This window comes from Pseudomonas sp. Irchel s3h17 (genome assembly GCF_900187505.1).
In the GTDB taxonomy this organism is placed as follows: Bacteria; Pseudomonadota; Gammaproteobacteria; order Pseudomonadales; family Pseudomonadaceae; genus Aquipseudomonas.
Genome location: NZ_FYDL01000005.1, coordinates 80959 through 101023, shown reverse-complemented (window position 1 = coordinate 101023; position 20065 = coordinate 80959). Strand labels below are relative to the sequence as shown.

Below are 20065 nucleotides of genomic sequence, written 5' to 3'. Positions count from 1 at the left end.
CTGTGCAATATTCAGCGTCAGTAACGGCCCCATCGCGAGTAAGCTCGCGATGATCACAGATCAGGCGCTACGAGACGCCCGCACCAACCGCAACCCCGCAATCACCACCGCAAACACCGCCAGGCTGGTGTTGTACAAGGCCAGTGCCGGGAAGCCGAACACCAGCGCCAGCATCGCCAGCCACCAGCCCGCCCGCCCCGGAACGACAAAACCACTCACCGCTGCGGCCAACGCGGCCCAGCCCATGACCTTGAAGTGAATCATCAGCCCCAGCCCGGAGCGCAACTGGCATTCCCAGCGGCTGGCCTGATCCACGCAAATGCCGACCCACTGGGCATCTTCCATAAAGCCATAACGCGCGCCATAACTGGCGGCCAGCCACAGCGGCAGTACGATGCACAGCAATATCACGGGTAAACGGCGGGACATGAAACTCTCCGATAGGCAAAACGGCGCCCAGCTTAATCGCACGAGGCCGCGAAGCAAGCGCAATGAATAGATAACTGGTCATCAAATGCCTGCAAAGTGTATCGTCCAGCTACTATTGACCACCACTCAGCCACTTTAGTACCGATGCATGGCACTTTGGCGCGAAACCTGTGGTCATAGCCTGCGAACTTCATTAGGCACCTTCCTCTAAGGGATTTAGTCATGCTCCGTTCCTTGCGCTTCGCTGCCCTTTTCGGCGGCCTTATCTTGAGTGCGTCCGCACTGGCGGTAGATATCGATGCCGCCAGTTATGGCTACCCGCTTACCAACCCGTTTGAAGCGACGATTGCCACGACACCACCAGAGCTGAGACCAGAGCTGCCACTGGACGGAGATATCAACCAAGGTGATTACAGCCTGGCACTGCGCCCCGAGCGCGCCTTCGAATTGCCGGACAATTTCTGGGCGGTGAAGAAACTCACCTACCGCATGGCCACCCAGGACCACGCCGCACCGCTGATCTTCCTGATCGCCGGCACCGGCGCACGCTACGACAGCAGCCTCAACGAATACCTCAAGCGCCTCTACTACAAGGCCGGCTATCACGTTGTCCAGTTGTCCTCGCCCACCAGCTTCGACTTCATTGCCTCCGCGTCCCGCTTCGCCACCCCGGGCGTGAGCAAGGAAGATGCCGAGGACATGTACCGCGTGATGCAAGCCGTGCGCGCGCACAACCCGAATCTGCCGGTCACTGACTACTACCTCACCGGTTATAGCCTGGGCGCACTGGATGCCGCCTTCGTCGCCCATCTGGACGAAACCCGGCGCAGCTTCAACTTCAAGAAAGTCCTGCTGCTCAATCCGCCGGTGAACCTCTATACCTCCGTGACCAACCTCGACAAGATGGTTCAAACCGAGGTCAAGGGCATCAACAACAGCACCACGTTTTATGAACTGGTCCTCAACAAGCTGACCCGCTACTTCCAGGAAAAAGGCTACATCGACCTCAACGATGCGCTGGTCTATGACTTCCAGCAGTCAAAAGAGCATCTGACCAACGAACAGATGGCCATGCTGATCGGTACCTCGTTCCGTTTCTCGGCCGCCGACATCGCCTACACCTCGGACCTGGTCAACCGCCGCGGCCTGATCACCCCGCCCAAGTACCCGATCGCCGAAGGCACCAGCCTGACGCCGTTCTTCAAACGCGCCCTGCAATGCGACTTCGATTGCTACCTCACCGAGCAGGTGATTCCCATGTGGCGCGCGCGTACCGACGGCGGCAGCCTGCTGCAACTGATCGACCAGGTCAGCCTGTACGCACTGAAGGACTACCTGCGCGACAGCCCGAAAATCGCCGTCATGCACAACGCTGACGATGTGATCCTTGGCCCTGGCGACCTGGGCTTCCTGCGCAAGACTTTCGGCGACCGCTTGACGGTCTACCCTCACGGCGGCCATTGCGGCAACCTCAACTATCGCGTCAACGCCGACGACATGCTGGAGTTCTTCCGTGGCTAAACCTCTCCTGTTTCTCGCTGCGTTGCTCTGCGCAGGTTATGCCAATGCCGACAACAGCAAGGCCAACACCCCGACCGTGGTAGATCCGGACGGCTTCACCGAACCCTTGACCAAACTCAAGTTCAACCCGGGGCTGGACCAGCGCGAATTCGAGCGTTCGACCCTCAGCGCCCTTAATATCTATGACCCGCTGGAGTCGTGGAACCGTCGGGTCTACCACTTCAACTACCGCTTCGACCAGTGGGTGTTCCTGCCGGTGGTCGACGGTTACCGCTATATCACCCCGAGCTTTCTGCGCACCGGTGTCAGCAACTTCTTCAACAACCTGGGCGATGTGCCCAACCTGATGAACAGCCTGTTGCAACTCAAGGGCCAGCGCTCACTGGAGACCACCGGGCGCCTGCTGCTCAATACCACGATCGGCATTGCCGGCCTGTGGGATCCGGCGACCTCGATGGGCCTGCCACGCCAAAACGAAGACTTCGGGCAGACCCTGGGGTTCTACGGCGTTCCGGGTGGCGCCTACCTCATGCTGCCGATCCTCGGCCCCTCGAACCTGCGCGACACCGGCGGGCTGGTGGTCGACTATACGGCTGAGTCCGCTGTCAACTTCCTGAACGTGTCGGAAGTCAGCGAGAACCATCCGGAAATCTTGATCCTGCGTGGCATCGACAAGCGTTACCAGACCCGCTTCCGCTACGGCCAGACAAACTCGCCGTTCGAGTACGAGAAGGTACGCTACGTGTACAGCGAAGCCCGCAAGCTGCAGATCGCCGAGTAATCACGCCGGTAACAAAAAGGCCATTCGACTCGCATCGAATGGCCTTTTTCATGCACCTGTCATCCCCTGTCCTTTGTGGGAGCGTGCGTACATTGCTTGTTCAGCCTTTGACCGCACGCCAGCCCCTGCTCACCATCATCACACCGGCCAGCACCACCGCCCCCGCCACAATCCCGGCCACGGCATTCAGCAAGCTCGGCACGATCCACGAGAAGCCGCCAGCGCTCTGGCTCACACCTTCAATCCAGTGATGCGCCGCAGGCACGCCGTGGGTCAAAATCCCGCCCCCAACCAGGAACATCGCGGCCGTACCGATCACCGACAGGCTTTTCATCAAGTACGGTGCAGCTCGCAGGATCGCGCCCCCGATGCTTTTGGCCATCTGCGCCGGTTTCTGCGTGAGCCACAAGCCGAGGTCGTCGAGCTTGACGATGCCCGCCACCAGGCCGTAAACGCCGACGGTCATGACGATGGCAATCCCCGACAGCACGATCACCTGCTGCGTCAGCGGCGCGTCGGCCACGGTACCCAGGGTGATGGCGATGATTTCCGCCGAGAGGATGAAGTCAGTGCGCACCGCGCCCTTGATCTTGTCCTTCTCGAAGGCCACCAGGTCGACCGCCGGGTCGGCCACGGCCTCGACCAACTGCGCATGCTCGGCCTGATCTTCGGCCTTGCTGTGGAGGAACTTGTGCGCCAGCTTTTCAAACCCTTCGAAACACAGGTAAGCCCCCCCCAGCATCAGCAGTGGCGTGACCAGCCAGGGAACGAATGCGCTGATGGCCAGCGCCGACGGCACCAGGATCAGCTTGTTGATGAACGAGCCCTTGGCCACCGCCCAGACCACTGGAATTTCCCGCTCGGCGCGCACGCCAGACACCTGCTGGGCATTGAGCGCCAGATCGTCACCGAGGACGCCAGCGGTCTTTTTCGCGGCCAACTTGGTCATCAACGCAACATCGTCGAGCACCGCGGCAATGTCATCGATCAACAACAGCAAACTGCTTCCTGCCATGGCTCAGGGTGTCCTTCGTCAATAAGTGATGTGCAGCATAGCCTGCCACGCTGCGTAAGGGCATTCTTGAGCGTCGCGCGAGGCCGGTGCTACCATGCGCAACCGCCAGTACAGGCAAGGAATCACCTGTTTTATGAGCACTATCCGCGAGCGCAATAAAGAACTGATCCTGCGTGCCGCCAGTGAAGAGTTTGCCGACAAGGGCTTCGCTGCGACCAAAACCAGCGATATCGCGGCCAAGGCGGGGCTGCCCAAGCCCAACGTCTATTACTACTTCAAATCCAAGGAAAACCTCTACCGCGAGGTTCTGGAAAGCATCATCGAGCCGATCCTGCAGGCCTCGACGCCGTTCAACGCCGACGGAGAGCCCAGTGAAGTGCTCGGTGGCTACATTCGCTCGAAGATCCACATCTCCCGCGACCTGCCGTTTGCCTCCAAAGTGTTTGCCAGCGAAATCATGCACGGCGCCCCGCACCTGAGCGCCGATTTGGTGGAGCAACTCAACGGCCAGGCCAGGCACAACATCGACTGCATACAGACCTGGATCGATCGCGGCCAGATCGCCCCCATCGACCCCCATCACCTGATGTTCAGCATCTGGGCCGCGACCCAGACCTACGCCGACTTCGACTGGCAGATCACCGCCATCACCGGCAAGGCCAAGCTCGATGAAGAGGATTACGAAGCGGCGGCGCAGACGATCATTCGCCTGGTGCTCAAGGGCTGCGAGCCGGATCGCAGGGCCGAGTGACCCTCCATCGCGGGCCCGCTCGCCTGCGCTTGATCCGTGCAGTACCGCGCCCCGAATGGGGGCGGCCTGCGAATTCCAATCAACCGCTGCACGGATGCCTGTCAGCCAGGAACGCCAACAAGGCCTCAGTGACAAACCGCGGATTTTCCAGATTGGAAATATGCCCGGCGTCAGGCACCAGTCGATAGGGGCAACCAATCAACTCTGCCATCTCTATGGTTTCCGAAGGCGGTCTTGGTGTGTCCTGGTCACCACACATCACCAGCGTGGCTTGCGGGTTCAACTGACCCAGGCACGCCAACACACCCTCTCGACCAAACGTGATCCGCCCCAGCGGTACGATGCTCTCGCGCAAACGCTCAGGCGGCAAGGCTGCCAGTGATGCGCGAAACTGCTGATAAAGCGGTGACTGCGGGTCGATTCCCGGCCGGAAGAAAATCGGTACCACGATATCGAGAATCTGCGGCGTAATCGTACCCGCCTCTTCGATCTGCTTGAGCAACGAAAAATAGTACTGCCGGGTGGCCTCGGGTTCGGCGCCGAGGTAGGTGTCCATCAACACCAGGCCGTTGATGCGCTGCGGGTGAGACAGGGCCAGGCGCGTCCCCCACATGCCGCCGACCGAAAGGCCGACCAGCGTCACACGCTCAAGGTCCAGGTGATCGAGCAGCGCCAGGGCCTGGCGCGCCAGGTCATCCAGAGAGGCCGTGCCCTGGGGCAGCGGCCCGGACTCACCGTGCCCCCACAGGTCCAGGGCAATCACCCGATACTGTTGCGACAAGGCCGCAATCTGTGGCGTCCACATAGCCTGGTCCCACAAGTAACTACCGGCCAACAACACCGCAGGACCCACACCTTGGTCAATATAGTGAAGGGGTTGTCCATCAATCGTAACGAAGGGCATCCGTTGTCTCCTTTGCACAGTGTGCCTGTCAGAAATGCTCCGGCAGACTGCCCCGCGCACGCATGAGCGTCAATTCCGGCTTCAATAGCGCATGTGACAAGGCCTGCGAGCACAATCGCTACCGACCCTCCGCCTCGACGCAACACGAACAGGCTGTCGAACAGGGGTTGGCCCTTGCGCAGCTCGCTCAACCACTGACGCACACTGCAGGACAGCTTGACGCACAGCGGTTCACGACCTGCCAGCGTGATGCCGTTCGCAAGACGCTTCGTTTGGAAGAATTAACCATCGCCGCAATTGACAATAATTATCATTCGTCATAGCTTGTCGCTCGATACGTAGGACGACTCCAAATCCCTTGTCGTCCTATTAACTTTCTGTAGCAAGGTGACTTCCATGACGGAACCCGTTTGCACAAGTACGTGCGATTCACCCTTAATCCAGGCGTTCGTTGATCACCGACTGACGTTGGTGAAGATCGCCGCTCGTATTACCGGTTGCCGATCCCGCGCCGAAGACGTGGTCCAGGATGCGTTCTTCCGGTTGCAGTCGGCGCCACAGATCACCTCCTCATTCAAGGCGCAGCTCAGCTACCTGTTCCAGATCGTGCGCAACCTGGCGATCGACCACTACCGTAAACAGGCGTTGGAGCAGAAATTTTCAGGGACTGAAGAAGAAGGTTTGAACGTGGTTATTCATGGGGCTTCGCCAGAAACGTCACACATCAACTTCTCGACCCTGGAACATATCGCCGACGCCCTCGGCAAACTGCCGAGCCGCACCCGCTACGCCTTCGAGATGTATCGCTTGCACGGTGTGCCCCAGAAGGACATCGCCAAGGAACTGGGCGTGTCGCCCACCCTGGTGAACTTCATGATCCGTGATGCGCTGGTGCATTGTCGCAAGGTCTCGGGCACTCACAGCGATACCTACGCCCGTCGTTGACCCCGAACACTCTATCCCCTGTGGCGAGGGCGCTTGCTCCCGCTGGGGCGCAAGGCGGCCCTGAACCTGCACCCCGCTTTATTAGATTACGGCCGCTTCGCGGCCGAGCGGGAGCAAGCTCCCTCGCCACAAAAGCGCTCCCGGCTAACGAATCACGCCAACGCGCAACGATCAAAAAACCGTTCACGCCCCAAGGATCATCAGCGCCGCGTGCTTGTGGGGAAAATCGAATGCCTTTTCGCAGTGCAAGCACTGGTTGTGCAGGTGCCCGATCATCTTCGCATCGTCGGCGCGCGGCTCGGCCACCACCCGTTGCGTGCGCGGATCATCCAGGAACAGGGGGGCAACCCGGGCTCACGGCAATCATCGACCGTTGGTTGATGTGACGTGAGCGGCACAGGGAAATGTAGGGCAGGCCGGCAAATCGGCGCGGGCGCACCGGACTTCAGCCCTTGGGCACCGGGACGATGGCAATCTTGTATGGATCGAAGATCTTCAGCATCTGCCCATTGTCCCGCAGGCCTTGCAGCAACTTGCCGAACGCCTCGCCACTGATCGGGGCCGTCGGGCGAATCAGTGCGTAATGGTGATAGACCTGATCGATGCGTTCTGACGCCAGCAACTGTTGCGCGACCGCCTCGTTACGCAAGAAATAATCGAACAGGTACGAACGGGTGACCAGCGCAATATCGGCGCGATCACGCAAGACCATCAGCAGGTTGCTGTCGTGGGAGTAGGTCAGCGTGGCGTTGTATTCGTCTGCGAGGAACTTCGGGGTCGCGTTGAAATTGGCAAAGGCATAGTGATATCCACTGAACAATGCCAGCCGTTTACCTTGCAGGTCGGCAAAATACGTTTGCTCGCGACCGGGACGTCGTTGGGCGACAAAGATTTCCGCATCTTCCAGCCCCATGTCGACGGTTGTGTGGGGAATCTCCTGCCAGCCCCAGGCCGGGTTCTCGAAGATCGCCATGTCGACCCGCCCCTGGGTGAAGTCACCGAAGCGACGCGGGATCGAGGTGGGTACCAGGATAAATTGATAGTCGGTTTGCAGTTGGTTCAGGGCTACTACCAATTGCGGCAACAACCCGGTGTCGGCACCGCTTTCCGGGCGGACGGTGTAAGGCGGAAAGTGCGCCGCACCGACTCGCACCAACTGGGCAGCCGAAGTCGGCTGTACGAACAACGCACCCAGCGCCATCAGTAAGATCCGCGAAGCCGTCCACACTGGCGAAGCCATCAAAAACACCACCCCTGAAAAGACTGTCTCCCCCATCACGCTAGGCGGTTTCACCCACTTAGACAATGTACGGAGGGCTATTTATTAGTTTTTGGTCAACCCGTCATTTCTCATCCAGCACCAGAATCAACGCTTCATCGGCCAATTGATCAAGGCTCATGCTGCCGTCCGGGCGAAACCAGGTGGTGGTCCAGGACAAGGCCCCCGTCAGGAAACGTCGGGTAATGAATACATCGCCGCGAATGAAGCCCGCGTCCTTGGCCTCCCCCAGTACCTGCAACCAGATCTGCTCGTAGATGTCGCGCAATGCCAGCACCTGGGCCTGCCCGTCCTCGGACAACGAACGCCATTCGTAGACCAGTACCGCCATGGCCTCACCGCTACCGCCCATGATCGACTGCAACTCGCAGCGGATCAGCGCCAGCAGCCGATCACGCACCGTGGGGGACTGAGCCAGTGACGCGCGCATCAAGGCGGTGTTGTAGCGAATGGTTTCTTCCATCACCGCCCGCAGGATTTCATCCTTGCTCTTGAAGTGATGAAAAATGCTGCCTGACTGAATCCCCACCGCACTGGCCAGGTCACGCACCGTGGTGCGCTCGTAGCCCTTGTTGCGAAACAGGTGAGCGGCCGTCTGCAGCAGTTTGCCACGAGCGCTGTCAGGGTCGGTCAGTTGCCCATTGTCGACCAACTCGCGCATTACCAGCAGGGCTTTTTGCTCGTCCACCCGTTCTCTCCTACAGTCGCTCAATCAAATGTGCGGCCACACCGCCAACGCAGTGGGTTGCGCGGCAATTTAAGCTGGCCGGGCAAACCAAGCAAGCGCTTGGGCAGAAGTTGTAACCGGCATTTACAAACCAAGCGCTTGCTTGGTAGTCTCAAAACACTTCTGTCGGAGGCTCGCAATGACCAAAACCGTTCGTATCGGCTGTGCCAGTGCCTTTTGGGGCGACACCTCGACCGCCGCTGCGCAGTTGGTCGAAGGCGCCCGGCTGGACTACCTGGTGTTCGACTATCTGGCGGAAATCACCATGTCGCTGCTGGCCGGCGCCCGCCTGAAAGATCCCCAGGCCGGTTACGCCACCGACTTCGTCGAGGTGCTCGCTCCGCTCCTAGGCCGCATCAGCCAACAGCACATCCGTGTGATAAGCAACGCCGGCGGGGTCAATCCACTGGCCTGCGCCGCCGCGCTGCAAGGTGCATGCGAGGCGGCCGGTGTGCCCCTGAAAATCGCCGTGTTGCTGGGCGATGACCTGCAACCACAGTTCAAGCAACTGGCGACCCGCGGCGTGCAGGAAATGTTCAGCGGCGCGCCCCTGCCGCCGATGTGCGTCTCGACCAATGCCTACCTGGGCGCTCCCGGCATCGTCGAAGCCCTGCGCCTGGGCGCGGACATTGTGATTACCGGGCGCGTGGTCGACAGCGCCGTGGTCAGCGCCGCCCTGGTGCATGAGTTCGGCTGGTCATGGCAGGACTACGACAAACTGGCCCAGGCCGCACTGGCCGGGCACATCATTGAATGCGGAGCGCAGTGCACCGGCGGCAACTTCACCGATTGGCGAGCAGTGCCGGACTATGAGCACATCGGCTTTCCCGTCGTCGAAGTCAGCGCCGATGGCCAGTTCACGGTCGGCAAACCCGAAGGCTCCGGCGGGCTGGTCACCCCGCTGACGGTAGGTGAGCAACTGCTGTATGAAATCGGCAACCCACGCGCCTATCTGCTACCCGACGTGGTGTGTGATTTCAGCCAGGTCAAACTCCAGCAGCACGGCCACCACCTTGTTCAGGTGCACGGCGCCAAGGGTCTGCCCCCTTCGGCGCAATACAAGGTCAGCGCCACCTATCCGGATGGCTTTCGCTGTACCGCCAGCTGTCTGATCGCCGGCATCGATGCGGTAGCCAAGGCCCGCCGAGTCAGCGACGCAATCATCGCCAGGACCTCGGAGATGTTCAGCCAACGTGGCTGGGCACCCTACAGCGAAGTCAACATCGAACTGCTCGGCAGCGAAGCGACCTACGGCCCCCACGGCCAGCGCCAGGACAGCCGCGAGGTGGTGATCAAACTCGCGGTGCGGCACCCGAACAAGCACGCGTTGATCCTGTTTTCCCGCGAGATCGCCCAGGCGGCCACCGGCATGGCACCGGGCTTGACCGGCATCGTCGGAGGCCGGCCGACGGTGTACCCGCTGATCCGTCTGTATTCGTTCCTGATCGACAAAACCGCCTGCGCACTGGAAGTCGATCTGCAAGGCCAGCGTCATGCCTGCCCTCTGCCCGCCCTCGATCACCTCGATACTGCCACCCTGCCGGTGCCCTTTGCCCCGCCCAAACCCCAGGGCCGGGCCGACGCCAGTGTGGCGCTGGTGAAACTGGCGGTGGCACGCTCCGGCGACAAGGGCAATCACAGCAACATCGGCGTGATGGCCCGCTCGCCCGACTACCTGCCCTGGATTGCCGAAGCGCTGACGCCCGAGGTGATGGTCGACTGGATGAGCCACGTACTCGACCCGGTCCATGGGCGTGTCGAACGCTGGTACCTGCCCGGTACCCACAGCCTGAACTTTCTCTTGGAAAACGCCCTCGGTGGCGGTGGCGTGGCCAGCCTGCGGATCGACCCGCAAGGCAAGGCATTCGCTCAACAGCTGCTGGAAATCCAGATCCCGGTGCCGCAAAGCATCGCTGACCAAGTCAACTAGAGGACTGTCACCGTGGCCTTCGACTCAATATTCAAACCCGATCTGTTTGCTGGCCAGAACATCCTCGTCACGGGCGGTGGCAGTGGCATCGGTCGTTGCACCGCCCATGAACTGGCGGCCCTCGGTGCTCATGTGCTGCTGGTGGGGCGCAAGCCGGAAAAGCTCCAGCAGGTCGCCGCTGAAATCACCGAAGACGGCGGCAAGGCCAGTTGGCAGGCCTGCGACATTCGCGATGAAGAAGTGGTCAAGCAGTTGGTGGCGCAATTGATCGAGACACATGGTCCGATCCAGGGGTTGGTGAACAATGCCGGTGGCCAATACCCGGCGCCCTTGGCCTCGATCAATCAGAAGGGCTTCGAAACCGTGCTGCGCACCAACCTGGTGGGCGGCTTCCTGATGGCCCGGGAAGTGTTCAACCAGTCCATGTGCAAGACCGGCGGCGCGATCGTCAACATGCTCGCCGACATGTGGGGCGGCATGCCCGGCATGGGCCACTCGGGGGCCGCGCGCTCGGGCATGGACAACTTCACCAAGACCGCCGCCTTCGAATGGGGTTATGCCGGGGTCCGCGTCAACGCGGTAGCGCCGGGCTGGATTGCCTCCAGTGGCATGGACACCTACGAAGGTGCCTTCAAGGCCGTGATCCCGACCCTGCGTGAGCATGTCCCCCTCAAACGCATCGGCACCGAATCGGAGGTCAGCGCGGCGATCGTGTTCCTGCTGAGCCCGGCCGCCGCGTTTGTCAGCGGCAGCACCTTGCGCATCGACGGCGCCGCCAGTCTTGGCAGCCGGGCGTGGCCGCTGCACAAGGCGCAACACAGTGAGTCGTTCAATGGTTTCCATCGAGCGTATTTACCCGACGTGCTCAAGGACGAGGGGTGATCCATGCCAGTCATCGAATCCCTGCTAGACCCCCTCAGCCCGCAGTTTGCGCAAAACCGCGAGGCGATGCTCGACGGTATCGAGCAGATCCGCCAACTGGAGCGCAACCTGCTGAGCAAGGCCGCCGAAGCCAAAGCGAAGTTCGACAAGCGCGGGCAGCTGTTGCCGCGCGAACGCTTGAACCTGTTACTCGACCCCGGCGCGCCGTTTCTCGAACTGGCGAGCCTGGCTGGCTACAAGCTGCACGATGACAAGGACGGTAGCCAGGCCGGCGGCGGCCTGATCGCCGGGATTGGCCATGTGTCCGGCGTGCGGGTGCTGGTGGTGGCCAACAACAGCGCGATCAAGGGTGGAACCATCTCCCCCAGTGGCCTGAAGAAATCCTTGCGCCTGCAGCAGATCGCCATGGAAAACAAACTGCCGGTGATTACCCTCGCCGAGAGCGGCGGTGCCAACCTCAACTACGCCGCCGAGATCTTTGTCGAGGGCGCACGCAGCTTCGCCAACCAGGCGCGGATGTCGGCCATGGGCTTGCCGCAGATTACCGTGGTGCATGGTTCGGCAACGGCCGGCGGCGCCTATCAGCCAGGGCTGTCGGATTACGTGGTGGTGGTGCGCGGCAAGGCCAAACTGTTTCTTGCCGGGCCCCCGCTGCTCAAGGCCGCCACGGGCGAGGTCGCCACCGACGAGCAACTCGGCGGCGCCGAAATGCACGCGCAAATCGCCGGCACCGCCGAGTACCTGGCCGAGAATGATGCCGACGGTGTGCGCCTGGTGCGCGAGATCGTCAGCCTGTTGCCGTGGAACGCGCGACTGCCACGGCTCGCCGCCCAGCCCTGGGACGAACCGCTCTACCCCATCGATGAACTGTTGGGGTTGATTCCCGATGATCCGAAAAAGCCCTACGACGTGCGCGAGATCATTGCCCGCATCGCCGATGGCTCGCGCTTTCTGGAGTTCAAGGGTGAGTTTGACCGGCAGACCCTCTGCGGTCATCTGAACATCCTGGGACGACCTTGCGGCTTTATCGGCAACAACGGCCCGATCACCCCCCAAGGCGCCAGCAAGGCGGCGCAGTTCATTCAGTTGTGCGATCAGAGCCAGACCCCCCTGCTGTTTTTCCACAACACCACCGGCTTCATGGTCGGCACCGAGTCGGAACAGCAAGGGGTGATCAAGCATGGTTCGAAGCTGATTCAGGCGGTGGCCAACGCACGGGTACCGAAGCTGACCCTGGTGGTCGGCGGCTCCTATGGCGCCGGCAACTATGCGATGTGTGGCCGGGGCCTGGACCCACGTTTTATCTTCGCCTGGCCCAACAGCCGTACGGCAGTGATGGGTGGGGCCCAGGCCGGCAAGGTGCTGCGCATCGTCACCGAAGCCAAACAGCTCAAGGACGGCCTGGTCCCGGATCCGAAGATGCTCGACATGCTGGAACAGGTCACCGCGCAAAAACTCGACAGCCAGTCCACCGCCCTCTATGGCAGTGCCAACCTGTGGGACGACGGGCTGATTGATCCACGGGACACCCGTACGCTGTTGGGCTACTTACTGGATGTTTGTCACGAGGCCGATGTTCGTCAGCTGCAGTCCAACAGTTTTGGTGTCGCACGGTTTTAGTCGGTCGGTCGTTCCCGCGCGCCACGCGGGAATGCAGCCCGGGACGCTCTGCGTCCCAACAGCGGACGCAGAACGTCCAAAGAAGCGTTGCCACGCAGAGCGTGGGAGCGATCAGGGTTCGCCAGGAGAACAACAACAATGATCTTTACCCAGGAACACGAAGCACTGCGCCGTACCGTCCGCCAGTTTGTCGAGCGCGAAATCAACCCCCACGTCGACGAGTGGGAGAAAGCCGGGCGCTTTCCGATCCACGAGATTTTCGGCAAGGCCGGCGAGCTCGGCCTGCTGGGGATTTCCAAGCCGGAAAAATTCGGTGGCATGGGCCTGGATTACAGTTATTCGATTGTCGCCGCCGAAGAGTTCGGCACCATTCGTTGCGGCGGGATACCGATGGCCATCGGCGTGCAGACCGACATGTGCACCCCGGCCCTGGCCCGCTTCGGTTCCGATGAGTTGCGCGAGGAATTCCTGCGCCCGGCGATCAGCGGCGAGCAGGTCGGCTGCATCGGCGTCTCGGAAGTCGGTGCCGGTTCCGATGTCGCGGGGCTGAAAACCACCGCCCGCAAGGACGGTGACGATTACGTGATCAACGGCAGCAAGATGTGGATCACCAACTCGCCGAACGCCGACTTCATCTGCCTGCTGGCCAATACCTCGGACGACAAGGCGCACATCAACAAGTCGCTGATCATGGTGCCGATGAACACCCCCGGCATCAGCCTCAGTCCGAACCTGGACAAGCTGGGCATGCGCAGTTCGGAAACCGCCCAGGTGTTTTTCGACAACGTGCGCGTTCCGCAACGCAACCGCATTGGCCACGAAGGCGCCGGCTTCATGATGCAAATGCTGCAGTTCCAGGAGGAACGCCTGTTCGGGGCCGCCAACATGATCAAGGGCCTGGAGTACTGTGTCGACAGCACCATCGAGTACTGCAAGGAGCGCAAGACCTTCGGCAACGCGCTGATCGACAACCAGGTCATCCACTTCCGCCTCGCCGAGTTGTCGACTGAAATCGAATGCCTGCGGGCCCTGGTCTATCAGGCCACCGAGCAGTACATCAAAGGCCAGGACGTCACCCGCCTGGCGTCCATGGCCAAGCTCAAGGCCGGGCGCCTGGGACGCGAGGTCAGTGACAGCTGCCTGCAATACTGGGGCGGCATGGGCTACATGTGGGACAACCCGGTGGCCCGTGCCTATCGCGATGTGCGGCTGGTGTCGATCGGCGGCGGGGCCGACGAAATCATGCTGGGGATCATCTGCAAACTGATGGGCATCCTGCCCGGGAAGAAACAATGAGCACCCTGCCCGCTTGCCAGACCCTGTTGCTGGAGCAGCACAACGGCGTGCTGCACATCACCTTGAACCGTCCGGACTGCCGCAATGCCATGAGCCTGCAGATGGTCACTGAGTTGCGTGCGGTGCTGGCGGCGGTGCGCGATGACCGGGATGTTCGAGCCTTGGTGCTGGGCGGTGCCGGCGGCCACTTCTGTGCCGGCGGCGACCTGAAGGACATGGCCAACGCACGGGCCCAAGGCCTGGAGGCTTACCGTGAATTGAACCGTGCGTTCGGCTCGCTCCTGGAAGAGGCCCAGCATGCACCGCAAGTGCTGATCAGCGTGTTGCAAGGCGCGGTGCTCGGCGGAGGGTTTGGCCTGGCGTGTGTCAGCGACATTGCGCTGACTGAACACAACGCGCAATTCGGCCTGCCGGAAACCAGCCTGGGCCTGCTGCCAGCACAAATCGCGCCGTTCGTGGTCCAGCGCATCGGCCTGACCCAGGCCAGGCGCCTGGCACTGACCGCCGCCCGCTTTGATGGCCACGAAGCACGGCGCCTGGGGCTGGTGCATTTTGTCGAGCACGATACCCAGGCCTTGGCCGAACGCCTGGATGGGGTACTCGCCCACGTACTGTGCTGCGCACCGGGCGCCAACGCCGCGACCAAAGCCCTGTTACTGGCCAGCACCGAACAGCTGTCGGGGCCGTTGCTCGATCAGGCAGCCCAGTGGTTCGCTGAAGCCGTGACCGGTGCCGAAGGCATCGAAGGGACGATGGCTTTCGTACAAAAGCGCAAACCCGGCTGGGCGCCCTGAAGGCATCGCGAACGGGTCCGCAGCCGACGGCGTTTCGACGATGGGGCCCTCACACACACCGCATTCACCAAGGGAATTGAACCATGCCCACCCTGCGCAAAATCCTCATCGCCAACCGTGGTGAAATCGCCTGCCGCATCCAGCGTACCGCCCAGGCCCTGGGCTATCGCACGGTGGCGGTGTTCAGTGATGCCGATGCCGACGCCCTGCACGTGCGCATGGCCGATGAAGCGATCAACATCGGCCCCGCCGCGGTTGCCCAGTCCTACCTCAACGCCGAGGCGATCATCGATGCCGCACGACGCAGCGGAGCCGACGCCATCCACCCGGGCTACGGCTTTCTCTCGGAAAACGCCGACTTCGCCAGCGCCTGCGCCGATGCCGGGCTGACCTTTATCGGCCCGAGCCCCGCCGCCATCGAACTGATGGGCAGCAAGCGCCTGTCGAAGATCGCCATGCTGGCTGCCGGTGTGCCGTGCATCGCAGGCTATCAAGGGCCTGAACAGGACGACGCCACCCTCAGTCGCGAGGCCGAGCGCATCGGCTACCCGTTGATGATCAAGGCCAGCGCCGGCGGCGGCGGACGTGGCATGCGCCTGGTGCACAATCCCCACCAATTGCTGGAACAGATCCGCACCGCACGCTCCGAAGCCCTGCATGCGTTTGGCAGCGACGAACTGATTCTCGAACAAGCGTTGATCGACCCTCGTCATGTTGAAATTCAACTGTTCGGCGACCAGCACGGACAATTGATCTACCTCGGCGAGCGCGACTGCTCGATCCAGCGCCGCCATCAAAAAGTCATTGAAGAAGCCCCATGCCCAGTCATGACGGCCGAGCTGCGTCAAGCGATGGGCGAAGCGGCCCTGAAAGCGGGACGCGCCGTCCATTACGTGGGCGCCGGTACCGTCGAGTTTCTGCTCGACGCCCACGGACAATTCTATTTCCTGGAAATGAACACCCGCTTGCAGGTCGAACACCCGGTGACCGAGTTGATCACCGGCATCGACCTGGTGGCCTGGCAACTGGACGTTGCCGCCGGATTGCCGCTGCCCATGAACCAGGAGCAGGTAACGCTCAAGGGCCATGCCATGGAGGTGCGGCTCTATGCCGAAGACCCGGCCCAGGGTTTCTTGCCCCAGACCGGGCACATCACTCGCTGGGAGCCGGCCGTGCAGGACGGTGTACGGATTGACCACGGCCTGCTGGAAGGCCAGCAGGTCAGCCCGTTCTATGACCCGATGCTCGGCAAAATCATCGCCTACGGCGCGACCCGTGAAGAAGCCCGGCGCAAGCTGTTGCGGGCAGTCGAAGACAGTGCCTTGCTCGGATTACAGACCAACCAGCGACTGCTCGCCGGGTTACTGGAACACCCGCAGTTCATTGCCGGAAACTTCAGCACCGGCTTTATCGCGCAACACTTCAGCGATCACCCAAGCCTGCACCCGCACACACCCACGGCCCAGGAACTGGCCGTTGCCGCAGCGATCTTCTACCAGCAGTCCGCCCGCGCCCACGCGCCGGGGCTCACGGGTTGGCGCAACAACGCCAATGCCCCGTTGCAGCAACAAATCGGTGCGCACGATAGTCGCTGGGCGAGCGAAGTGACGGTCCAGGCCGCGGGTCAGTTACGCATCCAGGTGGCCGGGCAAACACTGCAACTGACCGTGCTCGACATCGACCCTCGCTCCGTCCACCTGGACATCGACGGCATTCGCCGACGGTACAGCTATCAATTGGCCCATGGACAACTCTGGCTGTTTACCCACCCCGGTGCCCTGCTGTTGCAGGACCGGACATTGGCGGCAGTCGGCGGCCAGGCCAGTGTCAGTAGCGGTACGCTGAAGGCCCCCATGGATGGCGCCATTGTCGATGTACTGGTCAGTGAAGGGACGGCCGTCAGCAAGGGTCAACTGCTACTGGTGCTGGAGGCGATGAAAATGGAGCACCCGCTCAAGGCCGGCATCGATGGCGTGATCAAACGCTTGCAGGTCAGCCCTGGCGACCAGGTCAAAAACCGGCAGATTTTGCTGGAGGTTGAATAAGCCGCTAGGCGGATCCGTCGGGGTTGGCTACGCTCAGCCTTATCAGGACGCGGATACCAGGAACCCTGCAATGCCTCATTGGCTGGTAATTGATCTAGAAGCGACAACCGATGACGGTGGCTGGCCCATAGAAGAGATGGAAATCATCGAGATCGGCGCCACGCTGGTCAATCGCCAGGGCCGTGAGCTGGATCACTTCCAGCGCTTCGTACGGCCATTGCGGCGGCCATTGCTGACCCCCTTTTGCCGGGAGCTGACCCATATCACCCAGGCCAGTATCGATGCGGCCCAACCGCTGAGCGATGTCTGGCCGCTGTTCGAGCGCTGGCTGGGCCAGCATCACACCCGCCTGGAAGGTTGGGTCAGTTGGGGAGACTACGACCGCAAGCAGTTGCTTCAGGAATGGCAACGCCTGCAGCTCGACAGCGCCCTGAGTCGTGTCCCGCACATGAATCTCAAGCAGCGGTTTGCCAAGGCTCGCCGCCTGGAGCGGCCGCTGGGGCTCAATGGCGCCCTGCAACTGGCTGGCTTGCAGTTCACCGGACAACAGCACCGGGCACTGGAGGACGCGCGAAATACCGCACGCTTGCTGCCCCTGACGCTTCCGGCGAATCCTTGAGGGCAACAGGTGACGGGCGAAATGGCCTTGTGCATACTGGCCGGCCTTTTTAGCCCTTTTCGAGGAATCGCCCATGTTTAAAGTCAACGAGTACTTCGACGGTACCGTCAAGTCGATTGCTTTCGGCACTGCTGAAGGTCCGGCCACTATCGGCGTCATGGCGGCGGGCGAATACGAATTCGGTACCAGCCAGCGTGAAATCATGCACGTGGTCTCCGGCGCCCTGACCGTCAAGCTGCCTGGCAGCAGCGACTGGGAAACCTTCGCCGCCGGCAGCCAGTTCAACGTACCGGCCAACAGCAAGTTCCAGCTCAAGGTCGCCGTCGACAGCGCTTACCTGTGCGAATACCGCGGTTAAGAGACTCTTCGCGATGAAAAATGCCCGTGTCCAAGGACACGGGCATTTTTGCTTGCAGGACTGGCAACTTATTCGAGAATCGTCACCGGCATGCCCACTTCCAGCACGCCGTTGCCATCATTGACCAGGTTCTGGCCGAACATCGCGCCCTCTTCCCGGGCCCGGTATTGTTGCAGGGTGGCCAAGGGTTCGCGGTCTTCGCTGCGCTCGCCGGTCTGCGGATCGATGGTGGTCAGGATGCAGCGCGAACACGGCTTGACCACTCGGAACTCGACATCGCCAATGCGAATGCGCTTCCAGCCATCCTCGGCAAACGCCTCGCTGCCCTCGATCACCAGGTTCGGCCGGAACCTCAGCATTTCCAAGGGGCGCCCCACCCGTTGCGACAGGTCTTGCAGCGACGCCTGGCCAATCAACAACAGCGGGAAGCCGTCGGCAAACGCCACTTTATCGTCGTCCTTGCCATAGCCGGCCTGCGTGGTGCGGGCCAGCGCCTCGGGGACCTGCACCAGCCGGGTCGGCTTGCCGATAAACGCACTGACCCAGGCTGCCGCGACTTCACCGGCATCCGGCACCCGCAGGGTATCGCCCCAGATGGTCACACCCCGCAAGTCGGCATCCGTTGCCGGCAAGGCAACCTCAATCGGCAAATGGCCCGGCGCCGCGAGGGTCAGGCCGCCGCCGGCATTCCACAAGGCCGATAACTGGCTCATGGCCGATACCGCGCGCTGCGTCAGGAAGCGTCCACTGGCCTCATCCACCAGCATCCAGCGTCGGTCACCGGCAAGCCCCAGTTTGTCCAGGCTCGCCCGCTGCAGGGTTTCACCCTTGCCGGACTTGAGTGGATAACGGTACAGCGCGCTCAGACGCAACATGGCCAGCTCCTGATTGGCAAAAACGCCACCCTATACGAGCTTGATCATCGAATCAAAGGCTGACGGCGTGCCCACCTTTTTTGTGCGGTTGTCAGGCAGGGACTTGATCGCGCATCAGGCGCTCACGCACCACGTCGACCAGCTTGTCGGGCTGGAACTTGGACAGGAAGTTGTCGCAACCGACCTTCTTGACCATCGAGTCGTTGAAGCTACCCGACAGTGAGGTGTGCAGCACCACATACAAGCCACGCAGACGAGGGTCGTTGCGGATCTCGGTGGTCAGGCGATAACCGTCCATCTCCGGCATCTCGGCGTCAGTGAAGACCATCAATAGCTTGTCGGTCATCTCGACCCCGGAGTCCGCCCAGCCCTTGAGCAGCTTCAGGGCCTTGAGACCATCGCTGGCAATGTGCATTTTCACCCCTAGCTGACCCAGGGTGTCGCGCAACTGCGACAACGCGACGTTGGAGTCGTCCACCAGCAGCACCTCACGGCCACGGGCGCGCTCAAGTACCGGATCTTCGAGTTTTTCACGGGAGACCTTGGCGCTGTAGGGCACGATCTCGGCCAGGACTTTCTCGACGTCGATGATCTCCACCAACTGGTCATCGACCTTGCTGATGGCGGTCAGGTAATGCTGGCGACCGGCACTGGTTGGCGGCGGCAGGATGGCTTCCCAGTTCATGTTGACGATGCGGTCCACGCCACCGACCAGGAACGCCTGCACCGAGCGGTTGTACTCGGTGACAATGATGGTGCTGTTGGGGCCGGGTACCAGCGGACGCATGCCAATGGCCTGGGACAGGTCAATCACCGGCAACGTCTGGCCACGCAGATTGATCACGCCACAGACAAACGGATGGCGCTGCGGCATCAAGGTCAACTTGGGCAACTGCAGGACTTCCTGCACCTTGAACACATTGATCGCGAACAATTGCCGACCGGCCAGGCGGAACATGAGGATTTCCAGGCGATTCTCACCCACCAGCTGCGTGCGTTGATCTACCGTGTCGAGAATGCCGGCCATTAATGACTCCTGGGCTTTTCTGATGAATTCACTAAATCAGCGTATCGGCGGGCGCCACTGCTTCTTGACCCTCGGATACAGGTCCGCAAAAAATTGATATTATATTAATATCACATCCTACTGAATGGCCCCTCTCTCCTGGCTTCGCGACCAACAAATGCGCGACAGGTTCCCCGCCATCAGGGAATCCCCTAGGCACAATCAGGATCAACCTGATATTCGCGATATCCAATAGCCATTAATGTGACGCCATTCTCATTGCATGAA

The 20065-nt window shown here is 61.4% G+C and carries 19 protein-coding genes and 1 pseudogene; 12 read left to right on the top strand and 8 right to left on the bottom strand.

Annotation, left to right across the window (positions count from 1 at the left end; translation table 11 throughout):
• Window positions 1-60 precede the first annotated feature (60 nt).
• A complete protein-coding gene (locus CKW25_RS08420) occupies window positions 61-429 on the bottom strand; it encodes a hypothetical protein (protein ID WP_095078725.1) in 369 nt (122 codons plus the stop codon).
• Window positions 430-651: 222 nt separating this feature from the next.
• Between CKW25_RS08420 and CKW25_RS08415 the strand changes: the two genes are divergently transcribed.
• Both CKW25_RS08415 and CKW25_RS08410 read left to right on the top strand, forming a co-directional pair.
• Complete coding sequence (locus CKW25_RS08415) at window positions 652-1950, top strand: serine/threonine protein kinase (protein WP_095078724.1); 1299 nt, start codon at window positions 652-654, stop codon at window positions 1948-1950.
• Complete coding sequence (locus CKW25_RS08410) at window positions 1943-2731, top strand: VacJ family lipoprotein (RefSeq protein WP_095078723.1); 789 nt, start codon at window positions 1943-1945, stop codon at window positions 2729-2731. The genes CKW25_RS08415 and CKW25_RS08410 overlap by 8 nt, the downstream gene beginning before the upstream one ends.
• A 100-nt stretch (window positions 2732-2831) precedes the next feature.
• Here the strand turns inward: CKW25_RS08410 and CKW25_RS08405 are convergent, their stop codons facing one another.
• Window positions 2832-3746 carry a DUF808 domain-containing protein gene (locus CKW25_RS08405; protein WP_095078722.1) on the bottom strand — a complete coding sequence of 305 codons (915 nt, stop codon included), beginning with the start codon at window positions 3744-3746 and terminating at the stop codon, window positions 2832-2834.
• Between the two features lie 133 nt (window positions 3747-3879).
• On the opposite strand from CKW25_RS08405, the gene CKW25_RS08400 reads away from it, so the two are divergent.
• The gene (locus CKW25_RS08400; protein ID WP_095078721.1) at window positions 3880-4497 is read left to right on the top strand and encodes a TetR/AcrR family transcriptional regulator; all 618 of its coding nucleotides are present in this window, start codon (window positions 3880-3882) and stop codon (window positions 4495-4497) included.
• Window positions 4498-4576: 79 nt separating this feature from the next.
• Here the strand turns inward: CKW25_RS08400 and CKW25_RS08395 are convergent, their stop codons facing one another.
• Window positions 4577-5401 (bottom strand): alpha/beta fold hydrolase, encoded by an 825-nt coding sequence (locus CKW25_RS08395; RefSeq protein ID WP_095078720.1) that lies wholly within the window; start codon window positions 5399-5401, stop codon window positions 4577-4579.
• Window positions 5402-5797: 396 nt separating this feature from the next.
• Between CKW25_RS08395 and CKW25_RS08390 the strand changes: the two genes are divergently transcribed.
• Entirely contained in the window at window positions 5798-6346 is a 549-nt protein-coding gene (locus CKW25_RS08390; RefSeq protein WP_095078719.1) for an RNA polymerase factor sigma-70, read from the top strand.
• A gap of 152 nt (window positions 6347-6498) precedes the next feature.
• Here the strand turns inward: CKW25_RS08390 and CKW25_RS08385 are convergent.
• The 3 genes and pseudogenes from CKW25_RS08385 to CKW25_RS08375 form a co-directional block, all read right to left on the bottom strand.
• Window positions 6499-6700, bottom strand: a pseudogene (locus tag CKW25_RS08385) (GNAT family N-acetyltransferase); the annotation flags it as partial.
• A gap of 91 nt (window positions 6701-6791) precedes the next feature.
• On the bottom strand, window positions 6792-7586 hold the full coding sequence (locus CKW25_RS08380) for an ABC transporter substrate-binding protein (RefSeq protein WP_095078718.1): 795 nt from the start codon (window positions 7584-7586) through the stop codon (window positions 6792-6794).
• Between the two features lie 103 nt (window positions 7587-7689).
• Window positions 7690-8313: a TetR/AcrR family transcriptional regulator gene (locus CKW25_RS08375; protein ID WP_095078717.1), complete on the bottom strand. Its 624-nt coding sequence runs from the start codon at window positions 8311-8313 to the stop codon at window positions 7690-7692.
• 178 nt (window positions 8314-8491) lie between these two features.
• On the opposite strand from CKW25_RS08375, the gene CKW25_RS08370 reads away from it, so the two are divergent.
• The 8 genes from CKW25_RS08370 (at window position 8492) to CKW25_RS08335 (ending at window position 17896) form a co-directional block, all read left to right on the top strand.
• Complete coding sequence (locus CKW25_RS08370; protein ID WP_095078716.1) at window positions 8492-10282, top strand: acyclic terpene utilization AtuA family protein; 1791 nt, start codon at window positions 8492-8494, stop codon at window positions 10280-10282.
• A gap of 12 nt (window positions 10283-10294) precedes the next feature.
• Entirely contained in the window at window positions 10295-11164 is an 870-nt protein-coding gene (locus CKW25_RS08365; RefSeq protein ID WP_095078715.1) for an SDR family oxidoreductase, read from the top strand.
• A 3-nt stretch (window positions 11165-11167) separates the two neighbouring features.
• Entirely contained in the window at window positions 11168-12784 is a 1617-nt protein-coding gene (gene atuC / locus CKW25_RS08360; RefSeq protein WP_095078714.1) for a geranyl-CoA carboxylase subunit beta, read from the top strand.
• A gap of 138 nt (window positions 12785-12922) precedes the next feature.
• On the top strand, window positions 12923-14080 hold the full coding sequence (gene atuD, locus CKW25_RS08355; protein WP_095078713.1) for a citronellyl-CoA dehydrogenase: 1158 nt from the start codon (window positions 12923-12925) through the stop codon (window positions 14078-14080).
• Window positions 14077-14874 carry an enoyl-CoA hydratase/isomerase family protein gene (locus CKW25_RS08350; protein WP_095078712.1) on the top strand — a complete coding sequence of 266 codons (798 nt, stop codon included), beginning with the start codon at window positions 14077-14079 and terminating at the stop codon, window positions 14872-14874. The genes atuD and CKW25_RS08350 overlap by 4 nt, the downstream gene beginning before the upstream one ends.
• Before the next feature lie 83 nt (window positions 14875-14957).
• The gene (locus CKW25_RS08345; protein WP_095078711.1) at window positions 14958-16919 is read left to right on the top strand and encodes an acetyl/propionyl/methylcrotonyl-CoA carboxylase subunit alpha; all 1962 of its coding nucleotides are present in this window, start codon (window positions 14958-14960) and stop codon (window positions 16917-16919) included.
• A 70-nt stretch (window positions 16920-16989) separates the two neighbouring features.
• Window positions 16990-17538 carry an exonuclease domain-containing protein gene (locus CKW25_RS08340; RefSeq protein WP_095078710.1) on the top strand — a complete coding sequence of 183 codons (549 nt, stop codon included), beginning with the start codon at window positions 16990-16992 and terminating at the stop codon, window positions 17536-17538.
• Window positions 17539-17611: 73 nt separating this feature from the next.
• On the top strand, window positions 17612-17896 hold the full coding sequence (locus CKW25_RS08335; protein ID WP_095078709.1) for a pyrimidine/purine nucleoside phosphorylase: 285 nt from the start codon (window positions 17612-17614) through the stop codon (window positions 17894-17896).
• Window positions 17897-17964: 68 nt separating this feature from the next.
• On the opposite strand, the gene CKW25_RS08330 is transcribed toward CKW25_RS08335, so the two are convergent.
• Window positions 17965-18771 (bottom strand): MOSC domain-containing protein, encoded by an 807-nt coding sequence (locus CKW25_RS08330; RefSeq protein WP_095078708.1) that lies wholly within the window; start codon window positions 18769-18771, stop codon window positions 17965-17967.
• Between the two features lie 91 nt (window positions 18772-18862).
• Window positions 18863-19798, bottom strand: a complete 936-nt coding sequence (locus tag CKW25_RS08325) for a chemotaxis protein CheV (protein WP_095078707.1) — start codon at window positions 19796-19798, stop codon at window positions 18863-18865.
• Window positions 19799-20065: the final 267 nt, after the last annotated feature.

Bases quoted from the DNA above. Each gene is read 5' to 3' on its own strand.
- CKW25_RS08325 (WP_095078707.1), bottom strand. From the start codon at position 19,798: ATGGCCGGCATTCTCGACACGGTAGATCAACGCACGCAGCTGGTGGGT.
- CKW25_RS08415 (WP_095078724.1), top strand. From the start codon at position 652: ATGCTCCGTTCCTTGCGCTTCGCTGCCCTTTTCGGCGGCCTTATCTTG.
- CKW25_RS08350 (WP_095078712.1), top strand. From the start codon at position 14,077: ATGAGCACCCTGCCCGCTTGCCAGACCCTGTTGCTGGAGCAGCACAAC.
- CKW25_RS08345 (WP_095078711.1), top strand. From the start codon at position 14,958: ATGCCCACCCTGCGCAAAATCCTCATCGCCAACCGTGGTGAAATCGCC.
- CKW25_RS08330 (WP_095078708.1), bottom strand. From the start codon at position 18,771: ATGTTGCGTCTGAGCGCGCTGTACCGTTATCCACTCAAGTCCGGCAAG.
- CKW25_RS08405 (WP_095078722.1), bottom strand. From the start codon at position 3,746: ATGGCAGGAAGCAGTTTGCTGTTGTTGATCGATGACATTGCCGCGGTG.
- CKW25_RS08335 (WP_095078709.1), top strand. From the start codon at position 17,612: ATGTTTAAAGTCAACGAGTACTTCGACGGTACCGTCAAGTCGATTGCT.
- CKW25_RS08400 (WP_095078721.1), top strand. From the start codon at position 3,880: ATGAGCACTATCCGCGAGCGCAATAAAGAACTGATCCTGCGTGCCGCC.
- CKW25_RS08420 (WP_095078725.1), bottom strand. From the start codon at position 429: ATGTCCCGCCGTTTACCCGTGATATTGCTGTGCATCGTACTGCCGCTG.
- atuC (WP_095078714.1), top strand. From the start codon at position 11,168: ATGCCAGTCATCGAATCCCTGCTAGACCCCCTCAGCCCGCAGTTTGCG.
- CKW25_RS08370 (WP_095078716.1), top strand. From the start codon at position 8,492: ATGACCAAAACCGTTCGTATCGGCTGTGCCAGTGCCTTTTGGGGCGAC.
- CKW25_RS08340 (WP_095078710.1), top strand. From the start codon at position 16,990: ATGCCTCATTGGCTGGTAATTGATCTAGAAGCGACAACCGATGACGGT.
- CKW25_RS08380 (WP_095078718.1), bottom strand. From the start codon at position 7,586: ATGGCTTCGCCAGTGTGGACGGCTTCGCGGATCTTACTGATGGCGCTG.
- CKW25_RS08395 (WP_095078720.1), bottom strand. From the start codon at position 5,401: ATGCCCTTCGTTACGATTGATGGACAACCCCTTCACTATATTGACCAA.
- atuD (WP_095078713.1), top strand. From the start codon at position 12,923: ATGATCTTTACCCAGGAACACGAAGCACTGCGCCGTACCGTCCGCCAG.
- CKW25_RS08390 (WP_095078719.1), top strand. From the start codon at position 5,798: ATGACGGAACCCGTTTGCACAAGTACGTGCGATTCACCCTTAATCCAG.